The sequence below is a fragment of the Phytobacter cepae genome, from assembly GCF_054165735.1.
Genome location: NZ_CM135107.1, coordinates 2,243,596 through 2,269,720 on the forward strand (window position 1 = coordinate 2,243,596; position 26,125 = coordinate 2,269,720).

Annotated in this window: 21 protein-coding genes; 19 read left to right on the forward strand and 2 right to left on the reverse strand. The window is 55.3% G+C overall.

All coding sequences use genetic code 11. From position 1 onward, the window contains the following. Positions 1 to 163: 163 nt before the first annotated feature. The 5 genes from ptsP (ACUY4Q_RS10510) to ACUY4Q_RS10530 all read left to right on the forward strand — a co-directional run bounded on the left by ptsP (ACUY4Q_RS10510) (position 164) and on the right by ACUY4Q_RS10530 (position 7,485). Positions 164 to 2,674 carry a phosphoenolpyruvate--protein phosphotransferase gene (gene ptsP, locus ACUY4Q_RS10510; RefSeq protein WP_458046960.1) on the forward strand — a complete coding sequence of 837 codons (2,511 nt, stop codon included), beginning with the start codon at positions 164 to 166 and terminating at the stop codon, positions 2,672 to 2,674. Between the two features lie 24 nt (positions 2,675 to 2,698). Continuing rightward, positions 2,699 to 3,748, forward strand: coding sequence for a PTS fructose transporter subunit IIC (locus tag ACUY4Q_RS10515; protein WP_458046961.1), 1,050 nt, complete (start codon positions 2,699 to 2,701; stop codon positions 3,746 to 3,748). A 25-nt stretch (positions 3,749 to 3,773) separates the two neighbouring features. Beyond that, positions 3,774 to 4,625, forward strand: a complete 852-nt coding sequence (locus ACUY4Q_RS10520) for an AraC family transcriptional regulator (protein WP_458046962.1) — start codon at positions 3,774 to 3,776, stop codon at positions 4,623 to 4,625. Then, positions 4,622 to 5,008, forward strand: coding sequence for a PTS fructose transporter subunit IIB (locus ACUY4Q_RS10525; protein ID WP_458046963.1), 387 nt, complete (start codon positions 4,622 to 4,624; stop codon positions 5,006 to 5,008). The genes ACUY4Q_RS10520 and ACUY4Q_RS10525 overlap by 4 nt, the downstream gene beginning before the upstream one ends. A gap of 479 nt (positions 5,009 to 5,487) precedes the next feature. Beyond that, complete coding sequence (locus tag ACUY4Q_RS10530) at positions 5,488 to 7,485, forward strand: TonB-dependent receptor domain-containing protein (protein WP_458046964.1); 1,998 nt, start codon at positions 5,488 to 5,490, stop codon at positions 7,483 to 7,485. A gap of 89 nt (positions 7,486 to 7,574) precedes the next feature. Here ACUY4Q_RS10530 and ACUY4Q_RS10535 read toward each other — a convergent pair whose 3' ends face one another. Further along, a complete protein-coding gene (locus ACUY4Q_RS10535; RefSeq protein WP_458047312.1) occupies positions 7,575 to 8,315 on the reverse strand; it encodes a phosphatase in 741 nt (246 codons plus the stop codon). A 319-nt stretch (positions 8,316 to 8,634) separates the two neighbouring features. On the opposite strand from ACUY4Q_RS10535, the gene ptsP (ACUY4Q_RS10540) reads away from it, so the two are divergent. The 10 genes from ptsP (ACUY4Q_RS10540) (at position 8,635) to ACUY4Q_RS10585 (ending at position 20,542) form a co-directional block, all read left to right on the forward strand. Beyond that, positions 8,635 to 11,145, forward strand: coding sequence for a phosphoenolpyruvate--protein phosphotransferase (gene ptsP / locus ACUY4Q_RS10540; protein WP_458046965.1), 2,511 nt, complete (start codon positions 8,635 to 8,637; stop codon positions 11,143 to 11,145). Positions 11,146 to 11,245: 100 nt separating this feature from the next. Beyond that, positions 11,246 to 11,566, forward strand: a complete 321-nt coding sequence (locus ACUY4Q_RS10545; RefSeq protein WP_458046966.1) for a PTS fructose transporter subunit IIB — start codon at positions 11,246 to 11,248, stop codon at positions 11,564 to 11,566. 125 nt (positions 11,567 to 11,691) lie between these two features. Beyond that, the gene (locus ACUY4Q_RS10550) at positions 11,692 to 12,795 is read left to right on the forward strand and encodes a PTS fructose transporter subunit IIC (protein ID WP_458046967.1); all 1,104 of its coding nucleotides are present in this window, start codon (positions 11,692 to 11,694) and stop codon (positions 12,793 to 12,795) included. Between the two features lie 9 nt (positions 12,796 to 12,804). Further along, complete coding sequence (locus tag ACUY4Q_RS10555) at positions 12,805 to 14,058, forward strand: class II D-tagatose-bisphosphate aldolase non-catalytic subunit (protein WP_458046968.1); 1,254 nt, start codon at positions 12,805 to 12,807, stop codon at positions 14,056 to 14,058. Between the two features lie 81 nt (positions 14,059 to 14,139). Next, entirely contained in the window at positions 14,140 to 15,090 is a 951-nt protein-coding gene (gene tal / locus ACUY4Q_RS10560; RefSeq protein ID WP_458046969.1) for a transaldolase, read from the forward strand. A 277-nt stretch (positions 15,091 to 15,367) separates the two neighbouring features. Continuing rightward, entirely contained in the window at positions 15,368 to 15,877 is a 510-nt protein-coding gene (gene paoA, locus ACUY4Q_RS10565) for an aldehyde dehydrogenase iron-sulfur subunit PaoA (protein ID WP_458047313.1), read from the forward strand. After that, a complete protein-coding gene (locus tag ACUY4Q_RS10570) occupies positions 15,874 to 16,824 on the forward strand; it encodes an FAD binding domain-containing protein (protein WP_458046970.1) in 951 nt (316 codons plus the stop codon). The genes paoA and ACUY4Q_RS10570 overlap by 4 nt, the downstream gene beginning before the upstream one ends. 2 nt (positions 16,825 to 16,826) lie before the next feature. After that, a complete protein-coding gene (gene paoC / locus ACUY4Q_RS10575; protein WP_458046971.1) occupies positions 16,827 to 19,025 on the forward strand; it encodes an aldehyde oxidoreductase molybdenum-binding subunit PaoC in 2,199 nt (732 codons plus the stop codon). A 24-nt stretch (positions 19,026 to 19,049) separates the two neighbouring features. After that, entirely contained in the window at positions 19,050 to 19,991 is a 942-nt protein-coding gene (locus ACUY4Q_RS10580; protein WP_458047314.1) for an XdhC family protein, read from the forward strand. Beyond that, entirely contained in the window at positions 19,988 to 20,542 is a 555-nt protein-coding gene (locus tag ACUY4Q_RS10585) for a nucleotidyltransferase family protein (protein ID WP_458046972.1), read from the forward strand. Before ACUY4Q_RS10580 ends, ACUY4Q_RS10585 begins: the two co-directional genes overlap by 4 nt. Here the strand turns inward: ACUY4Q_RS10585 and ACUY4Q_RS10590 are convergent. Continuing rightward, positions 20,539 to 21,165, reverse strand: coding sequence for a GntR family transcriptional regulator (locus ACUY4Q_RS10590; protein ID WP_458046973.1), 627 nt, complete (start codon positions 21,163 to 21,165; stop codon positions 20,539 to 20,541). The two genes, ACUY4Q_RS10585 and ACUY4Q_RS10590, sit on opposite strands and share 4 nt — an antisense overlap. Before the next feature lie 286 nt (positions 21,166 to 21,451). Here ACUY4Q_RS10590 and ACUY4Q_RS10595 point away from each other — a divergent pair, with 286 nt between their 5' ends. From ACUY4Q_RS10595 to ACUY4Q_RS10610, 4 genes are all read left to right on the forward strand, one after another. Then, a complete protein-coding gene (locus ACUY4Q_RS10595) occupies positions 21,452 to 22,816 on the forward strand; it encodes an MmgE/PrpD family protein (RefSeq protein ID WP_458046974.1) in 1,365 nt (454 codons plus the stop codon). 24 nt (positions 22,817 to 22,840) lie between these two features. After that, positions 22,841 to 24,163: an MmgE/PrpD family protein gene (locus tag ACUY4Q_RS10600; protein WP_458046975.1), complete on the forward strand. Its 1,323-nt coding sequence runs from the start codon at positions 22,841 to 22,843 to the stop codon at positions 24,161 to 24,163. An 11-nt stretch (positions 24,164 to 24,174) separates the two neighbouring features. After that, positions 24,175 to 24,936 carry a sulfite exporter TauE/SafE family protein gene (locus ACUY4Q_RS10605; protein WP_458046976.1) on the forward strand — a complete coding sequence of 254 codons (762 nt, stop codon included), beginning with the start codon at positions 24,175 to 24,177 and terminating at the stop codon, positions 24,934 to 24,936. Positions 24,937 to 25,067: 131 nt separating this feature from the next. Beyond that, positions 25,068 to 26,117 carry an amino acid ABC transporter substrate-binding protein gene (locus tag ACUY4Q_RS10610; RefSeq protein ID WP_458046977.1) on the forward strand — a complete coding sequence of 350 codons (1,050 nt, stop codon included), beginning with the start codon at positions 25,068 to 25,070 and terminating at the stop codon, positions 26,115 to 26,117. Positions 26,118 to 26,125: the final 8 nt, after the last annotated feature.

Genomic DNA, 26,125 nt, shown 5'->3' on the forward strand with positions numbered 1-26,125 from the left:
CGGTATGCAGACGGGTATGACAAAAGTCACAAAACTGTAAACAGGTCACTATTTTTAAGTAAAGGTGACATTTTTACTATGTTAACTCCCGTAATAACAGTGAAGGATAGTAGGCCGATCGTTGGGTTTAAACGTCTATCATAGACTGTCGGGAGTCGTGGTTATGTCAGTGGCATTCACCTGGAAATGCACGTTGCAAGAGGGCGTTCACGCCAGGCCTGCGGGTTACATTGAGCGCCTGTGCCATCTTTTCACCGCCGATGTGCAGTGGTGCAACACCCGCACGCTTCTCACCGCCAATGCCAAAAGTGCTCTCGCCCTGATCGCCACTGATACCCTGCAAGGGGACGTATGCAACATCGTGTTGGTCGGCGATGACGAACATACGGCCTCGGTGCAACTTCACTTTCTGCTGAACCAGCTTGAGGTATGGAAAGAGGGGCAGGAAGAGAGTTCCGCGCTGGCGGAGGGGTATTTACCGCGCTCGCTACAGGAAACGCAGGCCGAGTTTATTGCTGGCACGCGCGTCAGCGGTGGCGTGGCGATTGCCCGGCCGGTTATCTTTCATAACCTGACCCTCGCGGAAATCCTGGCGCGCAATCCCGGTGGCCCGTTTTCACCTGAGGATGAAAAAGCGCGCATCAGCAAAGGCCTGCAGCGGATTCGCCGCCAGAAAGAGGCATTGTTGAACACCTCCCGCAGCCTGGAACATGACATTCTGCAGGCCCACATTTCACTGGTTACCGATCCCCAGTTTCTTGACACCCTGATGGGCTACATCAATGCCAACGAGAACGCCTGGTCGGCGGTGGTGCAGGCGGCCATGGCGACATGCGAGACGCTAAGCGAATCGACGAGCCGCTACATCAATGAGCGCACGCTGGATGTTTTTGATATAGCGCTTCAGCTATTAACCCACATGTACGGCGCAGAGGCGGTCTCTCAGCCTCCTTTAATCCTGCATCGTCCGTCTGTGGTCTTTGCCAATAGCCTGACACCCAGCCAGTTTCTGGCGCTCAATAAACAGTGGCTGGCGGGCATCGTTCTCTCCAGCGGCGGAAAAACCTCGCACACCGCTATTCTGACACGGGCATCAGGCATTCCAGCCCTTGCAGACATCGACTTTCACGATTTCACGCTGCGCCCGGAGCAGGACATCGTGCTGGATGGCGATCTCGGCGGGATCATTGCCACACCCACTGAACAGGTGCTGCACTACTACCGCAACGAAAGACAGGTGCGCCACGACATGCAGCAGCGGATGTTAGCGAACGTGCAGGCGCCTGCGGTGACCGCTGACGGGCACCCGGTAGAAATTGCGGCCAACATTACCCGTCCCGAAGAGGCGACGTTGGCCTTCGAAAATGGGGCGCTGAGTATCGGTCTGTTTCGTACCGAAATGTCGTTTATGGAGAGAACCTCCTCGCCGGATTATCACGAACTATTGGCGCTCTATTCCCAGGTCATGAATGCGGCTCGCGGGAAAACCGTGATTTTTCGGACCTTTGATATCGGCGGCGACAAACCGATTGCCTGGCTGGCGCGGGAGAAAGAGGAAAATCCGTTTCTGGGTTTCAGGGCGGTACGCACCTATCCAACGCTTCACGGGCTTTTTATGCAGCAACTGAAAGCGATTCTGGCCGCATCGGCCGTGGGGGCCGCGAAGGTCATGATTCCGATGGTCGCGCACGTCGAGGAAATTATCTGGTGTCGTGCCCAGCTTGAGCAGGCAAAAGCGCAATTGCGTGAAGAGGGCGTCGCCTTTGATAGCAGCATCGAACTTGGGGTCATGCTTGAGGTGCCGTCGGTGCTCTTTTCAATACCTGACATGGCGGCGTATGCCGATTTTTTCAGCATTGGCAGCAACGACCTGACGCAGTACTTTTTTGCCGCCGATCGCGGCAATACGCAGGTCAGAGACATATACGATAATCACGCCCCGGCCTTCTTGCGCGCCCTGCAGTTTGCAGTCGAGGAGGTGCATCGGGCGGGAAAATGGATTGGACTGTGCGGAGAGATGGCCGCCAGCGGTGCGTTTCTGCCTGTCCTGGTCGGCATGGGCTTTGATGAGCTGAGCATTAATGGTCCATCGATTCCCGTCATCAAGCAGGCATTGCGGGAACTGGATTATCACAAATGCCGGACGCTGGCAGGCGCATTGATGCAAGCACAACGTTCGGCGACAGTGAAAGAGCGGCTGCTGTCGCCGGACGTTTATGCGGTTTCACCAAAGCCCGTGCTGGCACCGGAACTGGTGCTATGGGAACTGGACGCCAGGGATAAGAACGATGCCATCAAGAGGATGGTGGATAACCTCTGGCTGCATCAGCGTACCGATAACCGCCACCAATTATGCGATGACGTCTGGCGTCGTGAAGCGCCATTTCCCACGGTTGCCGGGCAGGGGATAGCCATTCCTCACGCCCGATCGCGCCACGCCAGTGACTCCTCTATTAGCGTGGCAACGCTTGCCAGACCCGTCTTCTGGGGCGGCCAGGAGGTGGACACGATTTTTATGCTCACCATCAGTGAAAGTGCCCCCGATGCTGAACACATGAGGTATTTTTCCACCCTCGCACGGATGCTGATGAATGATGACTTTATAAAAAAGACAAAAAACTCAACCGATCCGCAGGCCCTGTACCGCCTGCTGAGCAGAACCCTGACGTTCTGAGTACCCTACAAAGATGAGGCGGATATGCTGAAGCTGCTAAAAAATACCAAAAGGCACTTTATGACCGGCGTGTCATACATGATCCCCTTTGTCGTTGCGGGCGGTGTATTGCTCGCGCTTGCCGTCATGTTCAATGGCAAAGCCGCCATGCCTGAGACGGGTTTTCTTAAAGCGATGGCCGAAGTGGGTGTCGCTGGTCTGACCCTGTTTATTCCCATTCTGGCCGGGTTTATTGCTTATTCGATGGTCGATAAACCCGGAATTGCGCCGGGGGCGATTGGCGGGCTGATGGCAAGCCAGATGGGTGCCGGATTTTTAGGGGGAATGCTGGCAGGTATCATCGCGGGGCTGGTGGTGTATGTCCTGCTGAATATCATTGAACGTCTGAAGATCCCCCTTTTTTTGCGCATGATCCTGCCCATTTTCATTATTCCGCTGTTAGGGACCTTTCTGACCGGCATGACCGTGTACTACATCATTGGCGACCCTATAGCCTGGTTGATGAAAGCACTCAGCCTCTGGTTATCGGATATGCAAAGTGCTTCATCGCTGATCATCGGCTGCGTGCTGGGCGGGATGATCGCCGTCGACATGGGCGGTCCGATGAACAAAACCGCCTTTTTCTTCGCCGTTGCCTTGATCTCCACCAATCCGCAACTGATGGCCGCCGTGGCCGCTGCCGTGTGCACACCGCCGCTTGGACTGGCGCTGGCCACCTTTATGTTTAAGAGCGTGTTTAACGATGTGGAGCGCGAAGCGGGCAAACCGGCGGTCATTATGGGGCTGATGGGGGTTACCGAAGGGGCAATCCCGTTTGCAGCCACCGATCCGGTACGGGTGATCCCCGCTATTGTCACCGGCAGTGCTGTCGCATCGGTGCTGTCATTATGGCTGGGGGCGACCGGGGCCGCGCCCTGGGGTGGGTTAATCGTTTTGCCCATTATTGGTAACCCGGTCGGCTACGTCTTCGCAATTATTTGCGGCACGGTTACAACGGCGGTCGCCGTAAAGATTTTGAAATCGACCTTAAGCCCGCGGCAAAAATCGCGCAAAGACGCAATGAAAGTGACCTGAACCTGTGAACCGAGAAGGATGGTAAGTGTTTATACAGTCGATCCTCAGTGAATTTAGCAGCCTGTGTGCCGGTGGTGAGTCCATTCTGGTGGCCAACGGCAACGCGCAACCGCCCGCCATGGCCTACCACCTGCATGTACCGCGAATTGAGCTGGCGGTAAAAGGGGTGATGAGCATGCTTATCCCGAAAGGGACCGACAGGGTCGTCAAATATGCCCGTCCGGTCGGTTCTATTACCTATATTCCAGCCAATGGCTGGAATTCACCCCAATGGGATAGCCCGGTCATCTGCATGTCGATCGTTTTCTGGAAACAGGATGTGGGTTTTAGCATCAGTAACTGGGACGGGCAGCAGTTTAAAGAGGTGGAGAAGTTTAACCTGCAAAACTCCAGCAGTACCGTGCGCGATCGCCTGCTGGAACTCGCTGAGTCCCTTGCCTGGAGCCAGAACACCACTGGCGAAACCTTCGCCCATATTGTGTACGCCTTGCTTAACGACATTCTCTACCAGGTGACGGAAGGGCTGGACAACCACAAAGGCCCGGTTTCGCTGCTTGATGAGATCAAAAAACATATTGATACCCATTACAGCTCGGATATCAGCCGCGAGAGCGTGGCCGATGCCTTTAATATTTCACCGGGTTACCTGTCGCGTCTTTTTTCTAAAGAGGCCGATGCCCGGTTTAATGAGTACCTCAAGCAGGTGCGTATTTCCCGTTCGAGAACATTATTGACCAATACAAATTTAAAAATAAATGACGTCGCAGATAAGTGCGGATTTACCGATGCAAATTACTTTTGCAAGGTTTTTCGAGACATCAATGACTGTACCCCACTTGAGTACCGACGCAAAAATAAGGGAGCGAGTATGTTATGACCCGTCCAGAGAAAGATGATGCTTTGCAGAGCACAGGCGACCATAAGCTGACTATCGTCGCAGTGACCGCCTGCGCAACCGGCGTGGCGCATACCTATATGGCAGCAGAGCAACTGGAGAAACTGGCAAAAGCACACCGTTTCGCCATCAAGATTGAAACCCAGGGGGTATTCGGTATCAAAAATACGATTACCGAGAAGGATATTATTGCCGCCGATCTTGTCCTTATCGCCTCCGATATCAAAATCGATAACCAGGATCGCTTTACAGGCTGCCGTATCCTTAACGTGAGGATCAACGCGCTGTTATTAAGCCCGGAAGAGGTTGTCAGCACCATCCGCAAAATACTTCATTTCCCACGCGGAAAGATCATAGAACTGTAATTAAAAGCCTAAAGCCCGACCCGGTTTCCCCTCGGCCCCGTGCCAGGTGGGGCTGAGGAATCCCCACAAAAAAATGCCAGCACTATAGGTCCCCTCGCCCCACCGGGGAGAGGGCCAGGGTGACCGTTTTATTCTCATTTCACCGTGATATCGCTGTAAAACGTAATGGTGCTGGGGATTCCTCCGAGGTGGGGAAGGGAATCGGGCGACAGCGAATATTCCACGCCCCTGCCTGAAAAAGCATGCCACGGACTTTGCCTGATTATTACATCATAATTGCAAATGATATTAAGATTGATTACCATTTGCAAAACGTAAACAACGGTAAAGAATAATAACGTGTCTTCACAAATGATTAAAAAATCAGCGCCAGAGATGCCTGCTATTACAGTGGCATCCTGCGTCAATGCGACATCGCGAAGACCGTTACGCAACCCAGCGACTCACTCTCGATTTCACCCCACTTTAAGGACGCTTCAGTGACTACCCAGACACGCATGGCCGTGGCGATAGCGCTCGCCCTCAGTAACCTTCCGGCCGCTGTTTTTGCCGCAGATGACGACACAAAAAACGAAGATGAGATGGTGGTAACTGCCACCGGATTCAGTCAGGAGCGGCGCGAAGCCCCGGCAACCATTTCGGTGGTCGACGAGAAAGCGCTCAACACGCGTTCGAACCAGAACGTCACTGAGGCGCTGCACGAAATGCCGGGCGTACTGACCGGGAGCGGAACCGGTAGCCTGGCGTCCGGTGACGTACAGATGCGTGGCATGGGAACAAGCTATACGGCTTACATGGTGAACGGCATCAAGCAGGGGACGCGTGAATCCCGTCCTTATGGTCACCATATTGGCGCGGAGGCGAACTTTATGCCGCCACTTGCGGCTATTGAACGCGTCGAGGTCATCCGAGGGCCGATGTCCTCGCTTTACGGCTCTGACTCCATTGGCGGCGTGGTCAACGTCATCACTAAAAAAGCCTTTAATCTCGATAAATGGACCGGCGTGCTGGAGGACAATTATTACCTCCAGGAGAAAAGTGAGTACGGAAACACCAACCAGACTAACGCTTTTATCATGGGGCCGATAATCCCTGGCAAACTGGGGGTGAGCGTCGGGGCCGATTACCTTGACCGCCGTGACGACGACAGCGTGAATGACGAGCGTTTCGTTAAGCACCAGGCCGGCAACGTCGACGCAACCGTGTCGATGTCGCCGATTGATACTCAGCTCTGGGAGCTGAATGCTTCACGCGGGCATCAGGAGAAAAGCCACAACGATAAGCAGTGGTACTGGGGCTTTGATCGTGATGCGGCCTCGCTTTCCCAGCACGCCTGGTATGGCGATGATCTGGTAGAGGTGAAGAATTTTGTCAGCTATGAGAAAGCACGGACTGAATATCGCGTACCGGGCATGTCATCGCAGTTTATCGAACAGCGCAACTTCGAAGCTAACAGCGCAAACACCTTTACCCTCGGCGATCACAAGCTGACGGTGGGGGCCAACTTCACCCGTAATGAACTGAATGACACTTTCGGTATTGCCGATAAAGTCGCACCGGGGGTCACGCCGGTCAGTAAAATCGATCGTGACGGCTGGGCGCTGTTTGCGGAAGATGCCTGGATGATGGTGCCGGACTTTACGCTCACCACCTCGGCACGCCTGGATCACGACAGCTACTTTGGCTATCACGTCACCCCAAAACTTTACGGCAACTGGACGATTGACGAAAACTGGGCGCTGAAAGGGGGGGTATCCGCCGGGTATAAAAAACCGGATCTGCGCGAGAATAACTCCGGTTTCACCAGCGTGTACGGGGCCTATCCTTACTCTGAAATCGGCATTGGTAACGATGACCTGAAACCGGAAGAGAGCGTCAACACCGAAGTCGGCGTTTACTGGCAGCAGGATGCCCTGGCCGTGGATGCGACCCTCTTTTACACCAAGTTTAAAAACAAAATCAGTGACTATACGATCTGTACCACCACGGACACGCACCAGTGTCAGTACAACGGTTATCTTGCGGATAGCGTTTCGCAGTACTTTAACGTCAGCGACGCCGAAATCTATGGTCTTGAGCTGAACGGCGACTGGCAGGTGACCGATGCGCTTAAAGCCAACGCCAACTACACCTACACCCATAGCGAACAGAAGAGCGGAACCTATAAAGGCTATGCGCTTAACGAGTACCCGACCAGCATGGCGAACGTCTCGCTCACGTGGAATGCGGCTAACGACCTTGAGCTATGGACTAAAGCAAGCTGGCGCAGTAATACGCCGGATTTAGGCAAATCCACCTCCACCGAGGCGTATGCGCTGGTTGACTCCGGGGTGCGCTACCACCTCAATAAGAACATCACCCTGATGGGCGGGGTGTATAACCTGTTCGATGCCAACCCGCGTCATGTCACCTCTTATAATCAGGCCGCCATTCTGGAAGGCCGCCGCTACAACTTCGGTGCCCGCTACGAGTTTTAATGCTTATGCCGGAGCCTGCGGGCTCCGGTTTTCATCCGCTGTCTCTGCCCCCTGGGATAGGCTCTAAGCTTCTCGACGCTGCGTTTTAATTACTTCAGTGCCGCATAAATCTCAGTCATTCTCTCTCCTCCGTGAGACTCCAGAAACGCAAGCACCCGCTGTGGCGAGACGTTGAGTATGTGGCTTTGCGGAAACCCGGTGGCGTCGATAATGTGCTGACAGGCAGTGAAATCGCCCAGCGAAAAGGCGCTATGGGCGTCGGTTCCCAGTGAGATCATCCCCCCGGCTTCGGCCACCGCGGAAACAATCTTCAGGCAGTGAGGCTCACTGCCTTTGCGCGAGTTCACAAAGGAGGCGTTGTTGACCTCCAGCGCCACATTGCAGCTTTTTGCCGCCTCGACCACGGCAGGGATATCGATCGGGTATTCCGGATTACCGGGGTGACTGATGATGTGGACTTTGCCGCTGTTGATAACAGCGATTAGCGCATCCGTGTGGGCAATCATATCGGCTGGGGCAAACACCTGCTTATGAAAACCCGCGATGATGAGGTCCAGCGCGGCATGCATTTTCTCGCTGCAGTCGGTCTCGCCGTTCGCTTTAATATTGGCCTCTACGCCTCGCAGGATCCCCACGCCGTCAACCACCCTGGGGAGAATGCGCATATTGTTGAAATGAAACTCATGGGGCGCATCAACCATCTCAGGGCCATGATCGGTTATCGCGATAAGTTGTAACCCTTTACGTACCGCCTGGGCGATATAGTCATGAACCGTGCTGTAAGCATGGGTGCTGGCGACAGTGTGCATATGCAGGTCAACGGGGTACATCATAAACTCCTCAGTGAGTGATACCGAATGGCCGCGTGGGTGCCTGAAATACGGAGATGACAATGTTGTAGCCTGTTTAGGGGGAGGCAATAAATAGAAAGAAAGGCGTTTTAATAGTAATAACGTTACCCATAGTAGTTTTGTCAACTATTTGTGAGTCTATTCACAAATTACATCGTTGGTGTGTTTTTTCCAGAAAAGGTCACTTTTTTCATATTTCAACCTGCTGGTTTACGGTCAAGGATATATAACATGAACGGCAGGGTGCTAAACCTGCTAATAAAACATCCGCAGTCGTATAAAGTATTCGGGAGTCGTTATGTCTGAAGTCATAACTTATAAATGTGAGCTAAAGGAAGGTATTCATGCAAGGCCAGCGGGGCATATTGAGCGGCTCTGTAATACCTTTGCGGCGGAGGTGAGCTGGAAAAATAATCGCAACGGGCTTGCGGGGAGTGCAAAAAGCGCACTCTCACTGGTCGCAACCGATACTTTATTTAACGACGTGTGTGACATTGTTATAGAGGGCGCTGATGCACCGGCGCAGGCAGAAAAATTACGCGCATTGCTGAAAAAATTGCCCGCTTATGAAGAGGTGCGGGAAGCGCCGTCAGCAACGGAAGCGGGGTATCTGCCCCGCTCGTTACGCGAGATACAGCCCCATTTTATCCAGGGGACGCGTGTCAGCGGTGGCGTCGCCATTGCCCGTCCGCTGGTGGTACAAAGCCTGACCCTGGAAGAGATGCTGGCGCGTAATCCGGGTACACAAGGCCCTGTCGACACGGAAATGGCACGTCTGCTGTCAGGACTGGAAGCGTTGAAATGTGAAAAGCATGCCGCGCTGGAAAGTAAAACCGGCGTAGAGCACGAGATTATTCAGGCGCATCTTTCAATTATTACTGATGCTGCATTTCAGGCGGCGATGACTGATTATATTCAGCAACACAACAATGCATGGTCAGCAGTCATAACAGCAGCGGCAGCGTTTTGTGAAATGCTTAATCGTTCATCCAGTAAATATATTAAAGAACGCGTGCTGGATGTGCTGGATATCACCACGCAGCTGCTGGTGGCTATTTATGGCGAAGCGTCTTTGCCGAAAAATAGCCTCGACATTAACAGCGCGTCAATTATTTTTGCTGACAGTCTCACGCCCAGCAAATTCCTCAGTATCGATAAAAAACATCTTGCCGGAATGGTATTAACCGCGACCGGGAAAACCTCACACACCGCTATTCTGGCGCGTTCGTTGGGTATTCCGACCTTGACGGATATTGATTTTACGGCGCTGAACCTGGACGGCCAGCAGGACATCATTATTGATGGGGACCCCGGAATTCTGATTACCGGCGCCGATGACAGCGTGCTGCGCTATTACCGCAATGAGATGGCGGTACAGCGGAACATGCAGCAGCAGATGCTGGAAAATGTGAACCAGCTGGCGACAACCGTCGACGGACACAACGTTGAGATTGTCGCCAACATTGCCAGCCTGGCAGAAGCGGAATCCGCGTTTAAGCAGGGTGCTGAGGGGGTGGGACTGTTCCGTACCGAGATGTCCTTCATGGACCGGGAAACGTCCCCGGATTACGCCGAGCTTGCCGAACTCTATACCCGCGTGGCGGTGCTTGCAGGGGGGAAGCCGGTCATCTTCCGTACTTTTGATATTGGCGGCGACAAACCAGTCGACTACCTGAGTCTCGGCGACGAGGAAAACCCGTTCCTGGGCTTCCGGGCGGTGCGCACCTATCCCCACTATCGCGACCTCTTCACCCTGCAACTTAAAGCGATTCTCACGGCGTCGGCCGCGGGCAACGCGAAAATCATGATTCCGATGATCGCCAGCGTCGATGAGGTTATCTGGTGTCGTGAGGTCCTGGAGGAGGTGAAGCAGGCGATGCGTGAGCAAGGCCTGCCGTTCTCGGACACTATTGAACTGGGCGTGATGCTGGAGGTTCCTTCCGTCCTTTTTGCGATACCGGAAATCGCCGAGTATGCGGATTTCTTCAGCGTCGGCAGCAACGATCTGACCCAGTATTTCTTTGCCGCCGATCGTGGCAACAGCCGGGTCAGTAACGTCTATGACAACTACGCGCCCGCCTTTTTACGCGCCATGCAGTTTGCCGTCGACGAGGTGCACCGGTCGGGAAAATGGATTGGCATTTGTGGCGAACTGGGTGCCAGTCCGGATTTCCTGCCGCTCTTCACCGGCATGGGCTTTGACGAGTTGAGCATGAGCGCCACCGCCATTCCGGGGGTGAAGCATGCGCTGCGTGAACTGGATTACCGCAAATGCCAGCAGCTGGCGCAGGCGGTGGTGAAGGTCAAACGCACCGACGACGTTAAAGCGATTTTGCAATCGCCGGAGGTGAACGCCAGCCGCCATAAACCGATTCTTGGCGAAGCATTTGTTTTTTGTGGCCTCGACGCTCAGGACAAAAATGAGGTCATCAAGATAATGACTGACAATCTTTGGCTGCATCACCGTACCCGCAACCGCGACAGGTTATGTGACGACATCTGGGCGCGAGAGGACACCTTCTCCACCGCGGTGGGCTATGGCTTTGCCATTCCGCATACCAAATCTGAACATATTGATGACTCCACCATCAGCGTCGCCACGCTGGCGAAACCGATTCGCTGGGGTGACGAAGAGGTATCCACGGTCTTTATGCTGACGGTCAGTAAATCGGCTGAATCGAATGCCCATATGAAATATTTCTCCACGCTTGCCCGAAAATTAATGAACGAGGATTTCCGCAATGAAATAAAAAACGCAGCACACACCGAAGTACTCTACAACCTGATGGTCAGAACGCTCGACGTTTGAATATCTGAATCATCAACTGGTAAATAAACGCTGAGACATCAAACCGTAAAGGTGTCCAGGACAGTGAACGAAAGCAATCAATAAAAGCCAGGAGTTACACATGAAAATTGTCGGCGTAGCAGCTTGTATTACAGGCGTGGCACATACTTATATGGCGCAGGAAGCTATCGAGCAGGAATGCAAAAAGCGTGGCTATGAGGTGAAAGTCGAAACCCAGGGTGGCATGGGGATCGAAAACGAATTAAGCGAAGATGAAATTGCCGAGGCAGACGTCGTTATTATGGCCGTTGCAATCGGTATTGAAGGCGTTGAACGTTTCGAAGAAAAAGAAGATGAAGGGCGTGTTATTTCCCTTAACCCTTCTGAAGTGGTGCGTGACCCGGCAGCCATTATTGACAGAGCGGAAAAACTGGTTCAGTAAAATTTCCTACTGTTAATCAAGGTGCGTTATTTAATCTAACTATTACCTGCGAACACTGCGATTTATTTTTACACCCCCTGGGTGGGACGGTGCACATCTAAATAGCAGGGTCAAGGAGAATAAACATGTCGGATATGATGAAAACCGTGAAGGATGATTTAGTCAAAGCATTCAGTACCGGTGTCTCTTATATGATGCCGGTGGTCGTGGTCGGCGGTATTTGCCTGGCGTTATCGCTGGTGGGCGGTGAGCCCACGGCAGGCAAAGGCATTGTGGTCACCAATGGGTTTATGCTCAACCTCGGTGCAATTGGCAGCGCCGGGCTGGGGATGATGATTCCGGTGCTTGCGGCGTATATCGCTTACTCGATAGCCGGTAAACCGGGCCTCACGCCGGGCATCATCACGGGCTTTATGGCGGCAACGCCGCTCGGTGAATCCCATGTCGTTACCGGGTTCCTTGGTGCGATGTTGCTCGGCATCATGAGTGGCTACGTGGCGAAATGGATCAAGGGCTGGAAAGTGCCAAAAGCCCTGATGCCGGTTATGCCCATTATGATCATTCCTATTGTCTCCAGCTTTATTGTTGGCATGGTCTACCTGTATATCCTGATCGGGCCGATTGGTATTGCCATGAAATGGCTGGTGACCATGCTGTCGAATATGCAGGGCACGAGTGGCGTAATAATAGGTCTGATTGTCGGAGCGATGGCAGCCTTTGATATGGGCGGCCCGGTAAATAAAACCGCCACTGCCTTTACTCTCGCATTAATGGCAGAAGGTATTTATGGGCCAAACGGGGCTTATCGTATCGCCTGTGCTATTCCGCCATTAGGTCTTGCCCTTTCCACGTTTATTTCCCCGCGTAAATGGGCGGAAGATGAAAAAAGAATGGGGACATCCGCCGCGTTTATGGGATTGATTGGTATTACCGAAGGGGCGATTCCTTTTGCGGTTAAGAATCTTAAAACTGTATTGCCCTCGATTATTATTGGTAGCGCCGTTGGCGCCGGTCTGGCCATGATTCACGGTGTTGAATCCATGGTGCCTCACGGTGGTTTAATTGCCATCGCCGGTGTTAATAAAGCCCCAATGTGGTACGTCATCGACATGGCCATTGGTGTCATTGTTACCGCTATTTGTCTGCATGTATTACGCCCGAATATTAGCGAGCCGGTAAAAAAGGTATCCGCTAAAAAAACTATTACTTCTGATATGAATAAAGCCTAAGGAGTTGTCATGAAAAACACAATGAAACAGTATGTCGATTATATCGTTAACGGCGGTAAATCCACCATGCTGGGAATTGGCCCCATGTCCCCGGCATTAATTCAGGCCTGTTTTGAATTAGGTAAAGAAAAAGATCTGCCGCTGATGTTTATTGCCAGCCGTAACCAGGTTGATGCCGACGAATTCGGCGCAGGTTACGTTAATAACTGGGATCAGTTCCGCTTTGCTGCTGACCTGAAGGCGATGGCGGAAAAAGTGGGCTTTGACGGCGACTATTTCCTCTGTCGTGACCACGGCGGCCCGTGGCAGCGAGATAAAGAGCGTAAAGATCACATCCCGGAAGCGGAGGCCATGAAACTCGCCCGTCGCTCTTATGAAGTGGACATGGATGCCGGATTCGACCTGTTGCACATCGACCCGACCAAAGATCCGTACGTTGTGGGTAAAGTGATTGATATTGAACTGGTGCTGAGCCGTACCGTTGAGTTGATTCGCTTTTGCGAAGCGTACCGCAAGACCCACAACCTGAAAGAGTTTTTCTACGAAGTTGGGACGGAAGAGACCAACGGCGGCCTGACCGATATCGCCGCGTACGAAGGTTTTATCGTTGAGCTGAATAAACGCCTGGCAGCCGAATCCCTGCCACAGCCGCTGTTTATTGTCGGTCAGACCGGTACCCTGACCCGCCTGACCAAAAACGTCGGCCACTTTAACGACGTGCAGAGCGCTGAGCTGTCTGCGATCAGTACCCGCCACGGCGTGGGTCTGAAAGAGCATAACGGTGACTATCTGCCGGATGACATCCTGCTCAAACATCCAGGGCTTGGGATCACCGCGATGAATGTGGCACCGGCATACGGCACCATTGAAACCCGGGCCTATCTGAAGCTGGCGGAAGTGGAGAAAGATCTGGCAGCCAAAGGCTTTATTAAATCCGCATCGGATCTAAAAACGGTGCTCACCCGCGAATGTGTGCTCAGTCATAAATGGGAAAAATGGATGACCGACGAGCATAAAAACAAAACCGAAGAGCAAATCTTTAGTGAGCCTGCGCTCCTCAAAGAGATCCTTGAACTCAGCGGTCATTACAACTATGAAAAACCGGCGGTAGTGAAAGAGATGCAAACGATGTTTGCCAATCTGAAATCGTTCGGTGTCGAACCTGAGCGTTATGTGGTCAATAAAATTAAAGACATGATTCAGAACGAAGCAGAGTGCTTCAACATGCCTGGACTGACCTCACGCGTCGCCGCGGCACGTTAATTGCGCTTTTATTGCTGGGCTACACCGGGCAGCGCCTTGCTCTGGGGTAGGCCAGCAATGTTTTCACTGACAGGTAAAAATATGAATCAGCTTGACGCATTAAAGCAGCGCACGGTGATCGTCGCCGATAGCGGTGATATCGACAGCATTCTGGCCTATCAGCCGGAAGATGCGACCACCAACCCTTCGCTTATCTACAAAGCGGCGCAGTTGCCGCAGTATCAGACACTGATTACCGACGCAGTCGCAACGGTAAAATCCCGTCATCCTCAGGCGGAAGGCCTGGTGGCGGCGATCGCTGATTATCTTGCGGTAAGCATCGGCGTGCTTATCCTGAAAAGTATACCGGGTCGCATCTCAACCGAAGTGGATGCCCGTCTCTCCTATGACACTCAGGCCAGCATTGAGAAGGCCCGTGAGATTATCGGCCTTTATGCCGAGAAAGGGATCGGTAAAGCGCGTGTGTTGATCAAACTTGCCTCGACCTGGCAGGGGATCCGCGCCGCTGAGGTTCTGGAAAAAGAGGGTATTAACTGTAACCTGACGCTGCTCTTTTCCTTTGCTCAGGCCCGGGCCTGCGCCGACGCTAACGTTTTTCTGATTTCGCCCTTTGTCGGGCGCATTACTGACTGGTACAAAAAAAATCAGCCGGGCACCACCTTTACCCCAGCTAACGATCCTGGCGTGCAGTCGGTACAAAACATCTGGCAGTTTTACAAAAAGCACGACTACAAAACAGTGGTGATGGGCGCAAGTTTTCGCAGCACTGAACAGGTGCTCGCGCTGAACGGTTGCGACCGACTGACCGTGTCACCCCCGTTGCTGGCACAGCTTCAGCAAAGCGATGCTCCCGTGCCTGAGGGGCTGCATTATACGGGCGAGATCCTGCCAAAACCTGCGGTGATGAGCGAAGCAGCATTTTATTGGGCGCATAATCAGGATGCCATGGCCATTGAGAAACTGGCCGAAGGTATTCGCCAGTTTGCCGTCGACCAGAACAGCCTGGAGGAGTTACTCAGACACTATCTCTGATGAAAATCCTGCTCCTGGTAAATGCTTACCGGGAGCTCAAGATAACCGCTCACCATTTCTCATGCCGTCTGCTCATCCCCCACGTCCTTTTAAGAATACTCCTGCCGGAAGTGGCGACTATGCTTAACCATTATTCAAAAAACGCATAACGCCGTCATTTTTCTTTTTTTATTTACTCAAATACTGGAGGCCTGGTATGAGCAACCATGGCGAAACCCCGGCAGCATTCACTGCTGCCCGCGCGAATGAACTGGGCACCACACCGGTTCCTGTCACCATGCCCCTGTCACTTAACGTCAATGGCGTGGTGCATCAGTTAAACGTCGATACGCGCACCACCTTACTGGATGCGCTTCGGGAGAACCTGCACCTGACCGGCAGTAAAAAAGGGTGCGACCATGGTCAGTGCGGTGCCTGTACTGTAATTGTTGATGGCCGCAGGCTGAACAGTTGCCTGACGCTGGCGGTCATGCATCAGGACGCGGAAGTCACGACCATTGAAGGTCTGGGCACACCGGATAATTTGCACCCGATGCAGGCCGCGTTTATTGAGCATGATGGTTACCAGTGCGGTTACTGCACGCCGGGGCAAATCTGCTCCTCGGTGGCCGTTTTGCAGGAAATTGAGGCGGGCATACCGAGTCACGTTACCCATGACCTGGTGTCCGATCCCCAGAGAACGGCTGAGGAAATTCGTGAGCGTATGAGCGGCAATATCTGTCGCTGTGGCGCTTATTCGAACATCCTGGCGGCGATTGAAGACGTGGCAGCGGGAGGCAAATCATGAAGGCCTTCACCTATGAACGTGCCACCACGCCTGGCAGCGCCGCAGCGCATGCGCTTAATACGCCAGGGGCAAAATTTATTGCGGGCGGCACTAACCTGCTCGATTTGATGAAGCTCGAAATTGAAACGCCCGTTCATCTCATTGACGTTAACGGGCTGGGACTCGATGAGATTACCCCCACGCCGGAAGGGGGGCTACGCATTGGCGCGCTGGTGCGTAATACCGATCTTGCCGCGCACCCATTGGTACGACGTGATTACGGGGTGTTGTCTCGTGCGCTGCTGGCGGGAGCATCCGGCCAGTTACGCAATCGCGCGACCACCGCCGGAAATCTTCTGCAGCGCACCCGTTGCCCTTACTTTTACGATACCAACCCGCCCTGCAATAAACGCCGTCCAGGCAGCGGGTGCGCTGCCCTGAGCGGATTTAGCCGTCAGCATGCGGTGGTGGGGGCAAGTGAGGCCTGTATCGCTACGCATCCCAGCGATATGGCCGTGGCCATGCGCCTGCTTGATGCGCAAATCGAAACGGTCAACCCGCAGGGGGAAACTCGTCAGATCCCTGTCGCGGCGTTTTATCGCGCGCCACAACAGACGCCGCATCTTGAAAACGTGCTGCAAACCGGGGAACTGATTACGAGCGTCACGCTTCCGTCACCCTGCGGTGGCACGCATATCTATCGCAAGGTGCGCGATCGCGCCTCGTACGCATTTGCGTTGGTATCGGTTGCTGCCATTATTCACCCCGACGGCACCGGACGGGTGGCTTTTGGCGGCGTTGCACATAAACCCTGGCGGATGGAAGAGGCGGACACGCTCTTACCACAGGGGGCACAACCGGTCTATGACCACCTGTTCGCCAGCGCCACGCCCACAGCGGAAAACGCCTTTAAACTCACACTTGCAAAACGCACACTCGCCTCGGTGATGGCGGAAGGGAGGGGTTAACCATGAAATTTGAAAAACCCGCCGGCGTTAACCCCATCGACCGGCTGAAGATTGTCGGTCAGCCGCACAATCGTATTGACGGTCCATTAAAAACAACCGGCAGCGCCACCTATGCCTACGAATGGCATGACGCTTTGCCTGATGTCGCTTATGGCTACGTGGTGGGGGCGGCGATTGCCAAAGGGCGCATGACGACCCTGGATGTGCAGGCTGCTGAGCAGGCACCTGGGGTGCTGGCCGTGGTCACGTATCTCAATGCCGGTTCACTCGGTAAAGGTGAAATGAACGCCGCCACGCTGTTAGGCGGACCTGAGATCGCGCACTACCACCAGGCCATCGCCCTGGTGGTGGCGCAGACTTTTGAAGAAGCCCGTGCGGCTGCGGCCCTGGTGCAGGCTGAATATGTCACGGAAGAGGGGGCATACAGCCTTGCCGAGCAACAGCCCTCTGTCACTGAACCCCCGGAGGATACACCGGATAATGTCACCGGTGATTTTGACCGTGCCTTCGCTGAGGCAAGCGTAACCCTGGACGCGGTTTATACCACACCCGATCAAAGCCATATGGCAATGGAGCCTCATGCTTCAATGGCCGCCTGGGAAGAGGGTAAGCTTACCGTCTGGACGTCCAGTCAGATGATCAACTGGTGGCGAAAGGAGCTGGCAAAAACGTTAAACATGCCGGCTGAGAACGTTCGCGTCATTTCACCCTTCATCGGTGGCGGGTTTGGCGGCAAGCTCTTTTTACGCAGCGATGCCCTGCTGGCGGCGCTGGGGGCGCGGGCGATAAACCGTCCGGTCAAAGTCATGCTGCCACGACCGCTTATTCCCAATAACACCACCCACCGCCCGGCCACCTTGCAGCATATTCGGCTGGGTGCTGATGAGCGTGGGCAAATAACCGCCATCAAACATGAAAGCTGGTCGGGTAATCTGCCCGATGGCGCGCCGGAGACGGCGGTCAACCAGACACAGTATCTCTATGCGGGGGCGAACCGTCACACCGGCTTGCGTCTGGCAAGACTCGACCTGCCTGAAGGCAATTCGATGCGTGCTCCCGGTGAAGCGCCGGGTCTGATGGCGCTGGAGATTGCCATTGATGAACTGGCGGAGAAAGCGGGGATTGATCCGGTGGAATTCCGCGTGCTGAATGACACGCAGGTCGATCCTGCACATCCTGAACGTTTCTTCTCTCGTCGGCAGTTGATTGCCTGCCTGCGTACCGGAGCAGAACGTTTTGGCTGGGCGCAACGCAACCCGCAGCCCGCACAAGTGCGCGAAGGGCGCTGGCTCATCGGACGGGGCATGGCGGCTGGTTTTCGCGATAACCTGGTGGGCCCATCCGGTGCCCGCGTGCAACTGGACGCGCAGGGCGTTGTTACCGTGGAAACCGATATGACCGATATCGGCACCGGGAGTTACACCATTATTGCCCAGACGGCCGCCGAAATGCTCGGCGTTGCGCTGGACAAGGTGGTTGTGCGACTCGGCGATTCTGATTACCCGGTCTCAGCGGGATCCGGTGGGCAATGGGGAGCGAACACCTCGACCTCGGGCGTCTATGCCGCCTGCGTGAAATTGCGTGAAACCCTTGCGCGGCAGTTAGGGTTTGATCCACAAACCGCCGAGTTTGCCGATGGACAGATTCAGTCCGCCGATAAGCGTGTGCCTCTTACCGATGCCACGATTCACGGCCCGGTGACGGCGGAAGACACTATCGAATTTGGCGATCTCGACAAGCAGTTTCAGCAGTCCACCTTCGCAGGTCATTTTGTAGAAGTGGCGGTAGACAGCGCCTCCGGTGAGGTTCGGGTGCGGCGCATGCTGGCGGTGTGTGCTGCAGGGCGCATTCTTAACCCGAAAACGGCCCGCAGTCAGGTGATTGGTGCGATGACCATGGGCCTCGGCGCGGCGCTGATGGAAGAGCTTTCGGTTGACACCGGACGGGGCTATTTCGTTAATCACGATATGGCGGGCTACGAAGTGCCGGTGCATGCCGACGTCCCTGAGCAGGAGGTCATTTTCCTGGAAGACACCGATCCGGTCTCCTCGCCGATGAAAGCCAAAGGGGTAGGGGAACTGGGATTGTGTGGCGTTAGCGCGGCCATCGCCAATGCGATTTATAACGCGACCGGTGTGCGTGTCAGGGATTACCCCGTCAGGCTCGATAAACTGCTCACACAGCTACCGGACGCCGGGTAAGGAAGCGGCATGGCGACTCAGGTGATGATGAACACACATCCGGCGGCATCGCCGGTTGTACCTGTACAGGCCGTGCTGACCGATGACAGCGAAACGGTTCTGCGTTTCGCCGCCGAGGCGCTCAGTGCGGGTATGGCGACGGCGCTGGTCACGCTGGTGGAGATCCGCGGCGGGGCCGCTCGCGCGATCGGTGCCCAGATGGCGGTGCGCGAGGACGGCTATTATTGCGGTTTCGTTTCGGGGGGCTGCATTGAACATGCCGCCGCCTGTGAGGCGCTAGACGTCATTGCATCGGGTCAGGACCGGCTGGTGAAATATGGTGAAGGGTCGCCCTGGTTCGACATTGTATTGCCCTGTGGCGGCGGGATAACCCTCGCCATTCACAAGCTCCGGTCAGTTCAGCCCGTACTGGCGGTGCTCAATGCACTGGCGCTGCGGCAGAGCGCTTGTCTTAGCTGGTGCGCAACATCCCGGCAGTTACACAGTATGCCGGGGCGCAAAACAGAAGGCTGGCACGATGGCGGGTACAGGGTCTGCTATCAACCCAAAGTGCGAGTGATCGTGGCAGGCGGTGCGCTGGAGGGGCAGACGACCGCGCTCCTCGCAAAGGCGACGGGTTATGACGTGCAGGTGCTGGATGGGCTCAACCCACTTAAACTCAGTCACCTTATCGACCGTAACACGGCTGTCGTTTTGCTGTACCACGACAGTGAACGTGAGCTCCCGATTCTGCAACACGCGCTGGCGGCATCGCCTTTTTATATCGGCGCGTTGGGCAGTACACGGACGCACGGTAAGCGCGTTCGCAAACTGCAACAACTCGGCTGGTCAGAAGCGGACATCGCCCGTATTCATGCCCCGGTGGGGATCTTTCCAAAAGCGCGCGATGCCCACTCACTGGCGCTGTCGATTCTGGCGCATATTGCCGCCGTGCGTCAAAGCACGCTGGCAGAGTCTGAGGTATGACAGCCACACCTACCGTAGTGATTCTCGCTGCCGGGCGGGGCGAACGGTTTTATGCATCGGGAGGCAGAAGACATAAGCTCGAAGCGCAGCTGGCAGGAAAACCGATTCTCACATGGGTCATTGATGCGGTAAACGCAGCCGGTTTACGCTGGCATCTTGTCAAGCCCGAAGGCGGCACCGCAGGGATGGGGCACTCAATTGCGCTGGGCGTGCAGGCCACGCCCGATGCCGCCGGCTGGCTGGTTTTACCGGGCGATCTCCCATTGATAAAACCCGCTTCGCTGCGCCTGGTGGCGGAGGCCTTACAGGATCACCCGCTGGTCGTCCCGCGCCACCGACAGCAAAGCGGGCATCCGGTCGGATTTGGCCGCCAGCATCAGGCGGCGCTGTTAGCGTTGACCGGGGAGCAAGGGGCGAAAAGTATTGTACAAGCAGCACGACAGCAGGGGCGGGTACGGGATTTACAACTGGAAGACCCCGGCGTTGTGCAGGACATCGATACGCTGAGCGACTGGGCGGATGTTAATCGGCTGCTCAGCGTAAAGGGTTAGTGCTCTAACTGACTGATGATCGCCAGCCTTGCACGATAACCGTTGCGAATATGCTCGCAGGCCGCTTCCTGGGCGGCGGCGCTGTCGCGACGTGCAAGGGCATTGACAATCGCCTGATGTTCACGCTTTGCCTCTTCACTACGATCCGGCAGGGCGTAGGTCGTACCGCGCAGCAGTGAGAGGTGAATGCGCAAATTATCCAGCATTTCATTGAGATAAGGGTTATGCGTTGAGCGATAAATTTGTCGATGAAAGAGACGGTTATGATCGTGTAATGCTTTGCTGTCGGTCAGCGTCCGCTCGGCGTTCACCATATCCTGCAGCAACGCAATTTCTTCGTCTGACGCGGAGGTGACCGCCAGCTGCATCGCCAGTCTTTCCAGCCCCTCACGTACCGCAAAGAGCTGGCGCAGTCGCTCATAACTCAGTTTAGCGACAACCAGCCCGCGCCCCGGTCCTGGCTCCGCCAGTCCAAGGGTTTCCAGACGATGCAACGCCTCACGAATCGGCGTGCGGCTGATGCCAAATTTCTCTGCAAGGCGGATTTCCTGCAAACGCTCGCCTGGCAGCAGTTCGCCCTGTTCAATAGCCGTAATCAGCACGTCGAAAGGTGACAATGTCACTCCTGAGTCAGTCGTATTTAAATTCATGATTTACTATAAAAGTCCCCGGTATCGGCGCGTAAAAATCACACTCCGAAAAACCCGCATCAGTCCCACTGAAGACGCGGTCATATTGCCACATTGATGACGGATTTATTGCTAATTTTGTTCTTAGCTTATCCATTTTTTGTCTTTTGAGGTGGTTAACAGGCCTGCTATGTTGAGCATGTATTTCATTGTATACAATTGAATTCAATATTGCACTGGCATGTTTTATGAGATTTTTTGCCAGCACCAGGGAAAACCAATGACCACAACAGGCATCACATCAAGCGTCAACAGCCGGGGCGAGCAGTTAAGCCATTTCATTCATCACGCTCATGAGTGGAAGATACCCGCTGACGTGCTGCATGAAGCGAAACGTGCCCTGATCGACCATCTGGGCGTGGCGATTGGGGCGGTAAATGACGATGCGGTCAACGCCGTCCGTCAGGTTGCCAGGGTCTGGAACGCCTCGGGTGAGGCGCGCGTTATTCTCGGCGAAACCACCACGCCCGGTCTGGCTGCGATGATCAATGCCACGATGGCGCACGCGGCCGACTATGATGACACCCACCCGGCCGGTTCCGGCCACCCTGGCGGGCCGTGCTGGGCGACGGCGCTGGCAATGGCGCAGTCCACGCCGGTGAGTGAAGTGCGCGTGCTACACGCCTTTATTGCCGGGTTTGAAGTGATGGCGAAACTCGGCGGTGGCTGGGTTCCGGGCGTGGGGCGTAATTTACAGCGCCGAGGCTTCCACCCGACTTCCGTTGTGGGGCGTGCAGGGGCCGCAGCGGTTGCCGCCTCCATACTCGGCCTGTCACAAGAGCAGATCGGCAACGCCCTCGGTGCCGCCGCCACCATGATGGGCGGGCTGCAAAAATCCTCTGGCACGCACGGAAAACCCTTCCATGCCGGTAAAGCCGCAATGGACGGCATTCTGGCCGCACAGCTCGCTGCCGAAGGCTTTGTGGGGGCCCACCATTTCTACGAAACCGACGGTTGGGTGAAAAACTTTATCCAGGACGGCAGCGCTGAAATTCCGCCGCTGGACTTTGGCGAGAGCTGGGAGTTGCTGACCAATGGCTACAAGCTCTACGCCAGCTGCCGCGGTACCCATGCCTCGATTGAAACCGCGCGCAAACTTTATCCGCAGCTTAAAGGGCGCGCGATCGCGCGCATCGCGGCTAAAGTGCACCCGATGGGAATGGTCAACGCCGGTATCCTCAATCCGACCACGCCGCTGGAGAGTAAATTCAGCATACCGCACTGCATAGCGCTGGCGCTTTCAGGTTATGGCCTGACCGACACCGACTTTACCCAACAGACCGTGGACGATCCGGCGGCCCGCGCGCTGCTGACCCGTCTTGAGATCGACGCCGTAGACGGCCAGTCGGCCAGTTCAGCATTTATTGATCTCTGGCTGGATGATGGTGAGGTGCTGCACGCCCGGACCGAGGTCTACCGTGGTCACCCGCAAAACCCCCTTACCGACGCCGAACTGCGTGCAAAATTTGATTCCCTCACTATTCCGGTGCTCGGTGTCCTGCGCAGCGATGCACTTTACCAGGCTGCCGCGAACTTTGAACGCCCCGGCGCACTGGCGCAAATCACCGCCTTACTGGCTGGCTAACACTGAATTTAAGGAATGTTGTTCATGACCGTAGCCCGACACTTTGCGGCAAACCTGCTGGCGTTCTCTGGCCAGCGCTTTTCAGACGCGGCTTACGAGCAGGCGCGCACGGCGATTATCGATACGCTTGGCGTGACCCTTGCCGGTGGCGTGCAGGAGGGGGCGAGTAAGCTGCGTCGCGTGGTGGTGCCTTCGGCTGCCACCGGTAAAAGCCGTATTTTTGGCACCGATCTGAAGCTGAACCCACTGGATGCGGCGCTGTTAAACGGCACGGCTTCGCATCTGCTGGATTTTGATGACTCAAACTCCTGGCTGCATGGGCACATCTCTGTCGCCGTTTTACCCGCACTACTGGCGCTGGCGGATGACCGTGAACTGAACGGCGAGGCTATCTTGCGCGCTTATCTGGCAGGTTATGAGACCGCAGTGCGGATGGGCAAAGCGGTCAGCCCGTTCCAGTACCGTCATGGCTGGCATCCGACCACTACCGTGGGGCTCTTCGCCGGGGTGGCAGCCTGCGCGGTGTTGCTGGGACTGGATGAAGCACAGACGGCAACAGCGCTTTCTATCAGTGCGTCACTCTCCTCCGGCATCAAGTCAAATTTCGGCAGCGAAACCAAAGCGTTAGTGGTGGGTCAGGCGGCGCGCAGCGCAGTGATGGCAGTGCTGCTGGCGCAAGAGGGCTTTACAGCGGGTAAAACGGCGTTTGAGCATCATCACGGCTACTTTAACGTCTTCAATGGCCGTGAAAACGCAGATGCCACGCCGTTGACCGAAGCCTGGACCGGTACGCCCTTCATCCTCGATACCGAAAAGAGCAACAACTTCAAATACTTCTCCTGCTGCTACGCGATCCTTTCGCCGCTGGACGGTGTGCTTGCGCTGCGCGACGAGACGGAACTGACCTCTGACGATATTGAACGCATTGAGGTGCAGGTCCATCCGATTCGCTTCCCGCATATCAATATTCCGCAACCGGAAAACCCGCTGGCGGGCAAATTCAGCCTGCACTATTGCGTGGCGCGGGCCTTTGTCACCGGCACGCTGACGTTGGATGATTTTATTGACCCGCAACGTTTTGCCGACCCACACACCCAGTCGCTGATGAATCGCGTGACGCTGACGACCCACAATGAGCCGGTCACCCACACGGCGTTTGTCACTCTCACCACGACTGACGGGCGTCAGTTCCGCAAAACCGTTGAAGGCGCGCGCGGCTCCAGCCCGAAATTCCCCTTGCCGGAAGGACTGCTGAAAGAAAAATTCCTCGATTGCGCCCGGCGCGTGCTGACGGCACCCGAGGCGCAGGCGCTCTATGGGCGTTTACTCAATGATGATTACCGTTAAGCGGAGCGGCGATGACCTGGCAATGGATCCCCGCTGAAATCAGCCCGACGTTTGCCGCCGTGATGGTGGCTTGTAGTTTTATGACCTCGGCGCTTACCGCGGCGATGGGGCTGGGAGGGGGCACGGTACTTCTGGCGGTGATGGGGCTGGGTATGCCTATCAGCAGCCTGATGCCGGTGCACGGTATGGTGCAGTTGGGGTCAAACTTTAGCCGCACGCTTATTCAGCGTGTGCACGTCGTCTGGCCGCTGGTGCTGTGGTTTTTACTCGGCAGTGCCGTGGGTATTGCCCTCGGTGCGCCGGTGGCGGCCATCATCCCGGACAGCGTGGCGCGCATTGCGCTGGGGCTATTTATCCTCTGGTCGGTGATACGCAAACGCGGCGAAGCCAAACCGCTCAACCGTGGACTGTTTGTTTTGGGCGGTGTGGTCAGCAGTATCGGCACGATGATAGTCGGTGCCACCGGGCCGATGGTGGCAGGGCTTATCAGCTCTCAGGGGCTGAAAAAGCAGCCGCTGATTGCCACTCATGCCACCTGCATGGTGCTACAGCACGGGTTAAAAATCCTGGCCTTCGGCCTGATGGGTTTTGCCTGGGCGAGTTGGCTGCCGGTGCTGGTGATGATGGTCGCCAGCGGTGCGCTCGGCACCTGGCTTGGCACCCGGATGCTCGACAATTTACCGGAAAAGCTTTTTCGCGTGGCTTTTCGTCTGACGATGGTGCTGCTTAGTCTGCAACTGCTCTGGCAGGGGGTGCAGGGTTGGCTGCGTTAGATTCTTTATGTATTTGCTCTGGCGAATTCTTTCTTTGCCAGAACCACGAATTTACCAACACCATAAGCGGTCCGCCCATCGGGCAGGCCGCCGTTTAAAACACAATAACAGGCAGTAATAAGGGAACAGACATGCTGAAAAGAAACACATTTTTTGCCTCAGCGCTGCTGCTGGCATTAACCACTCTGGCAGGCCAGGCGCTGGCCGAAGACGCCCCGGCGACAAGTGGCGACACGCTGAGCAAAATCAAAGCGCGGGGTGAGTTAGTGTGCGGCGTGCACCCGGCGCGTCACGGTTTTTCTTCTATCGATAACAAGGGCAATTGGGAAGGGCTGGACGTCGACTTCTGCCGCGCCGTGGCGGCAGCAGTGTTAGGCGATGCGAAAAAAGTGCGCTTTACTCCGCTCTCAACGGCACAACGTTTCCCGGCGATCCAGTCGGGTGAGGTGGATTTGCTGTCACGTAACATTACCGCCTCGCTGACCCGCGACGTCTCGCTGGGGCTGAATTTTGCACCGCCTAACTTCTACACCGGCACGGGCTTTATGGTTCGCGCCAACAGCGGCGTGAAGAAAGTGGAAGACCTGGATGGCGCAACGGTCTGTATCACCCCAGGCAGCAGTACCGAACAGAACGTGGCGCAGATCTTCGCTTCCCGCCATATGCACTACACCCCGGTGGTGATTGAGAACAACAAAGAGTACGTTGCGGCCTACCTGGCCGGGCGCTGTGACGTGATCGCCCGCGACAAAGTCGCGCTGCCGGGTGTGAAAAACTTCGATGCGGAAAACCCCGACGATCACGTGATCCTGCCGGGCATCTACTCAAAAGAGCCGCTGGCGATGGCGGTGCGTAAAGGCGATGACCAGTGGTTCAACATCGTCAAATGGGTGGTCTACGCCACGTTTAACGCCGAAGAGATGAAGGTCAACCAGGCCAATGTGGATGAGCAACTGAAGTCCGCCGACCCGGATGTGCAGGGGTTACTGGGCGCAAGCGGCGATTTCGGTCAGAAACTCGGGCTGGATAAGCAGTGGGCTTACAACATTGTGAAACAGGTGGGTAACTACGGCGATATCTACAACCGCCATTTCGGGCCGCAGAGCAGTGAACCGCTGGAGCGTGACCTGAACAATCTGTGGACCAACGGTGGTCTGTTGTACGGCTTGCCCATTCGTTAATTGATGCG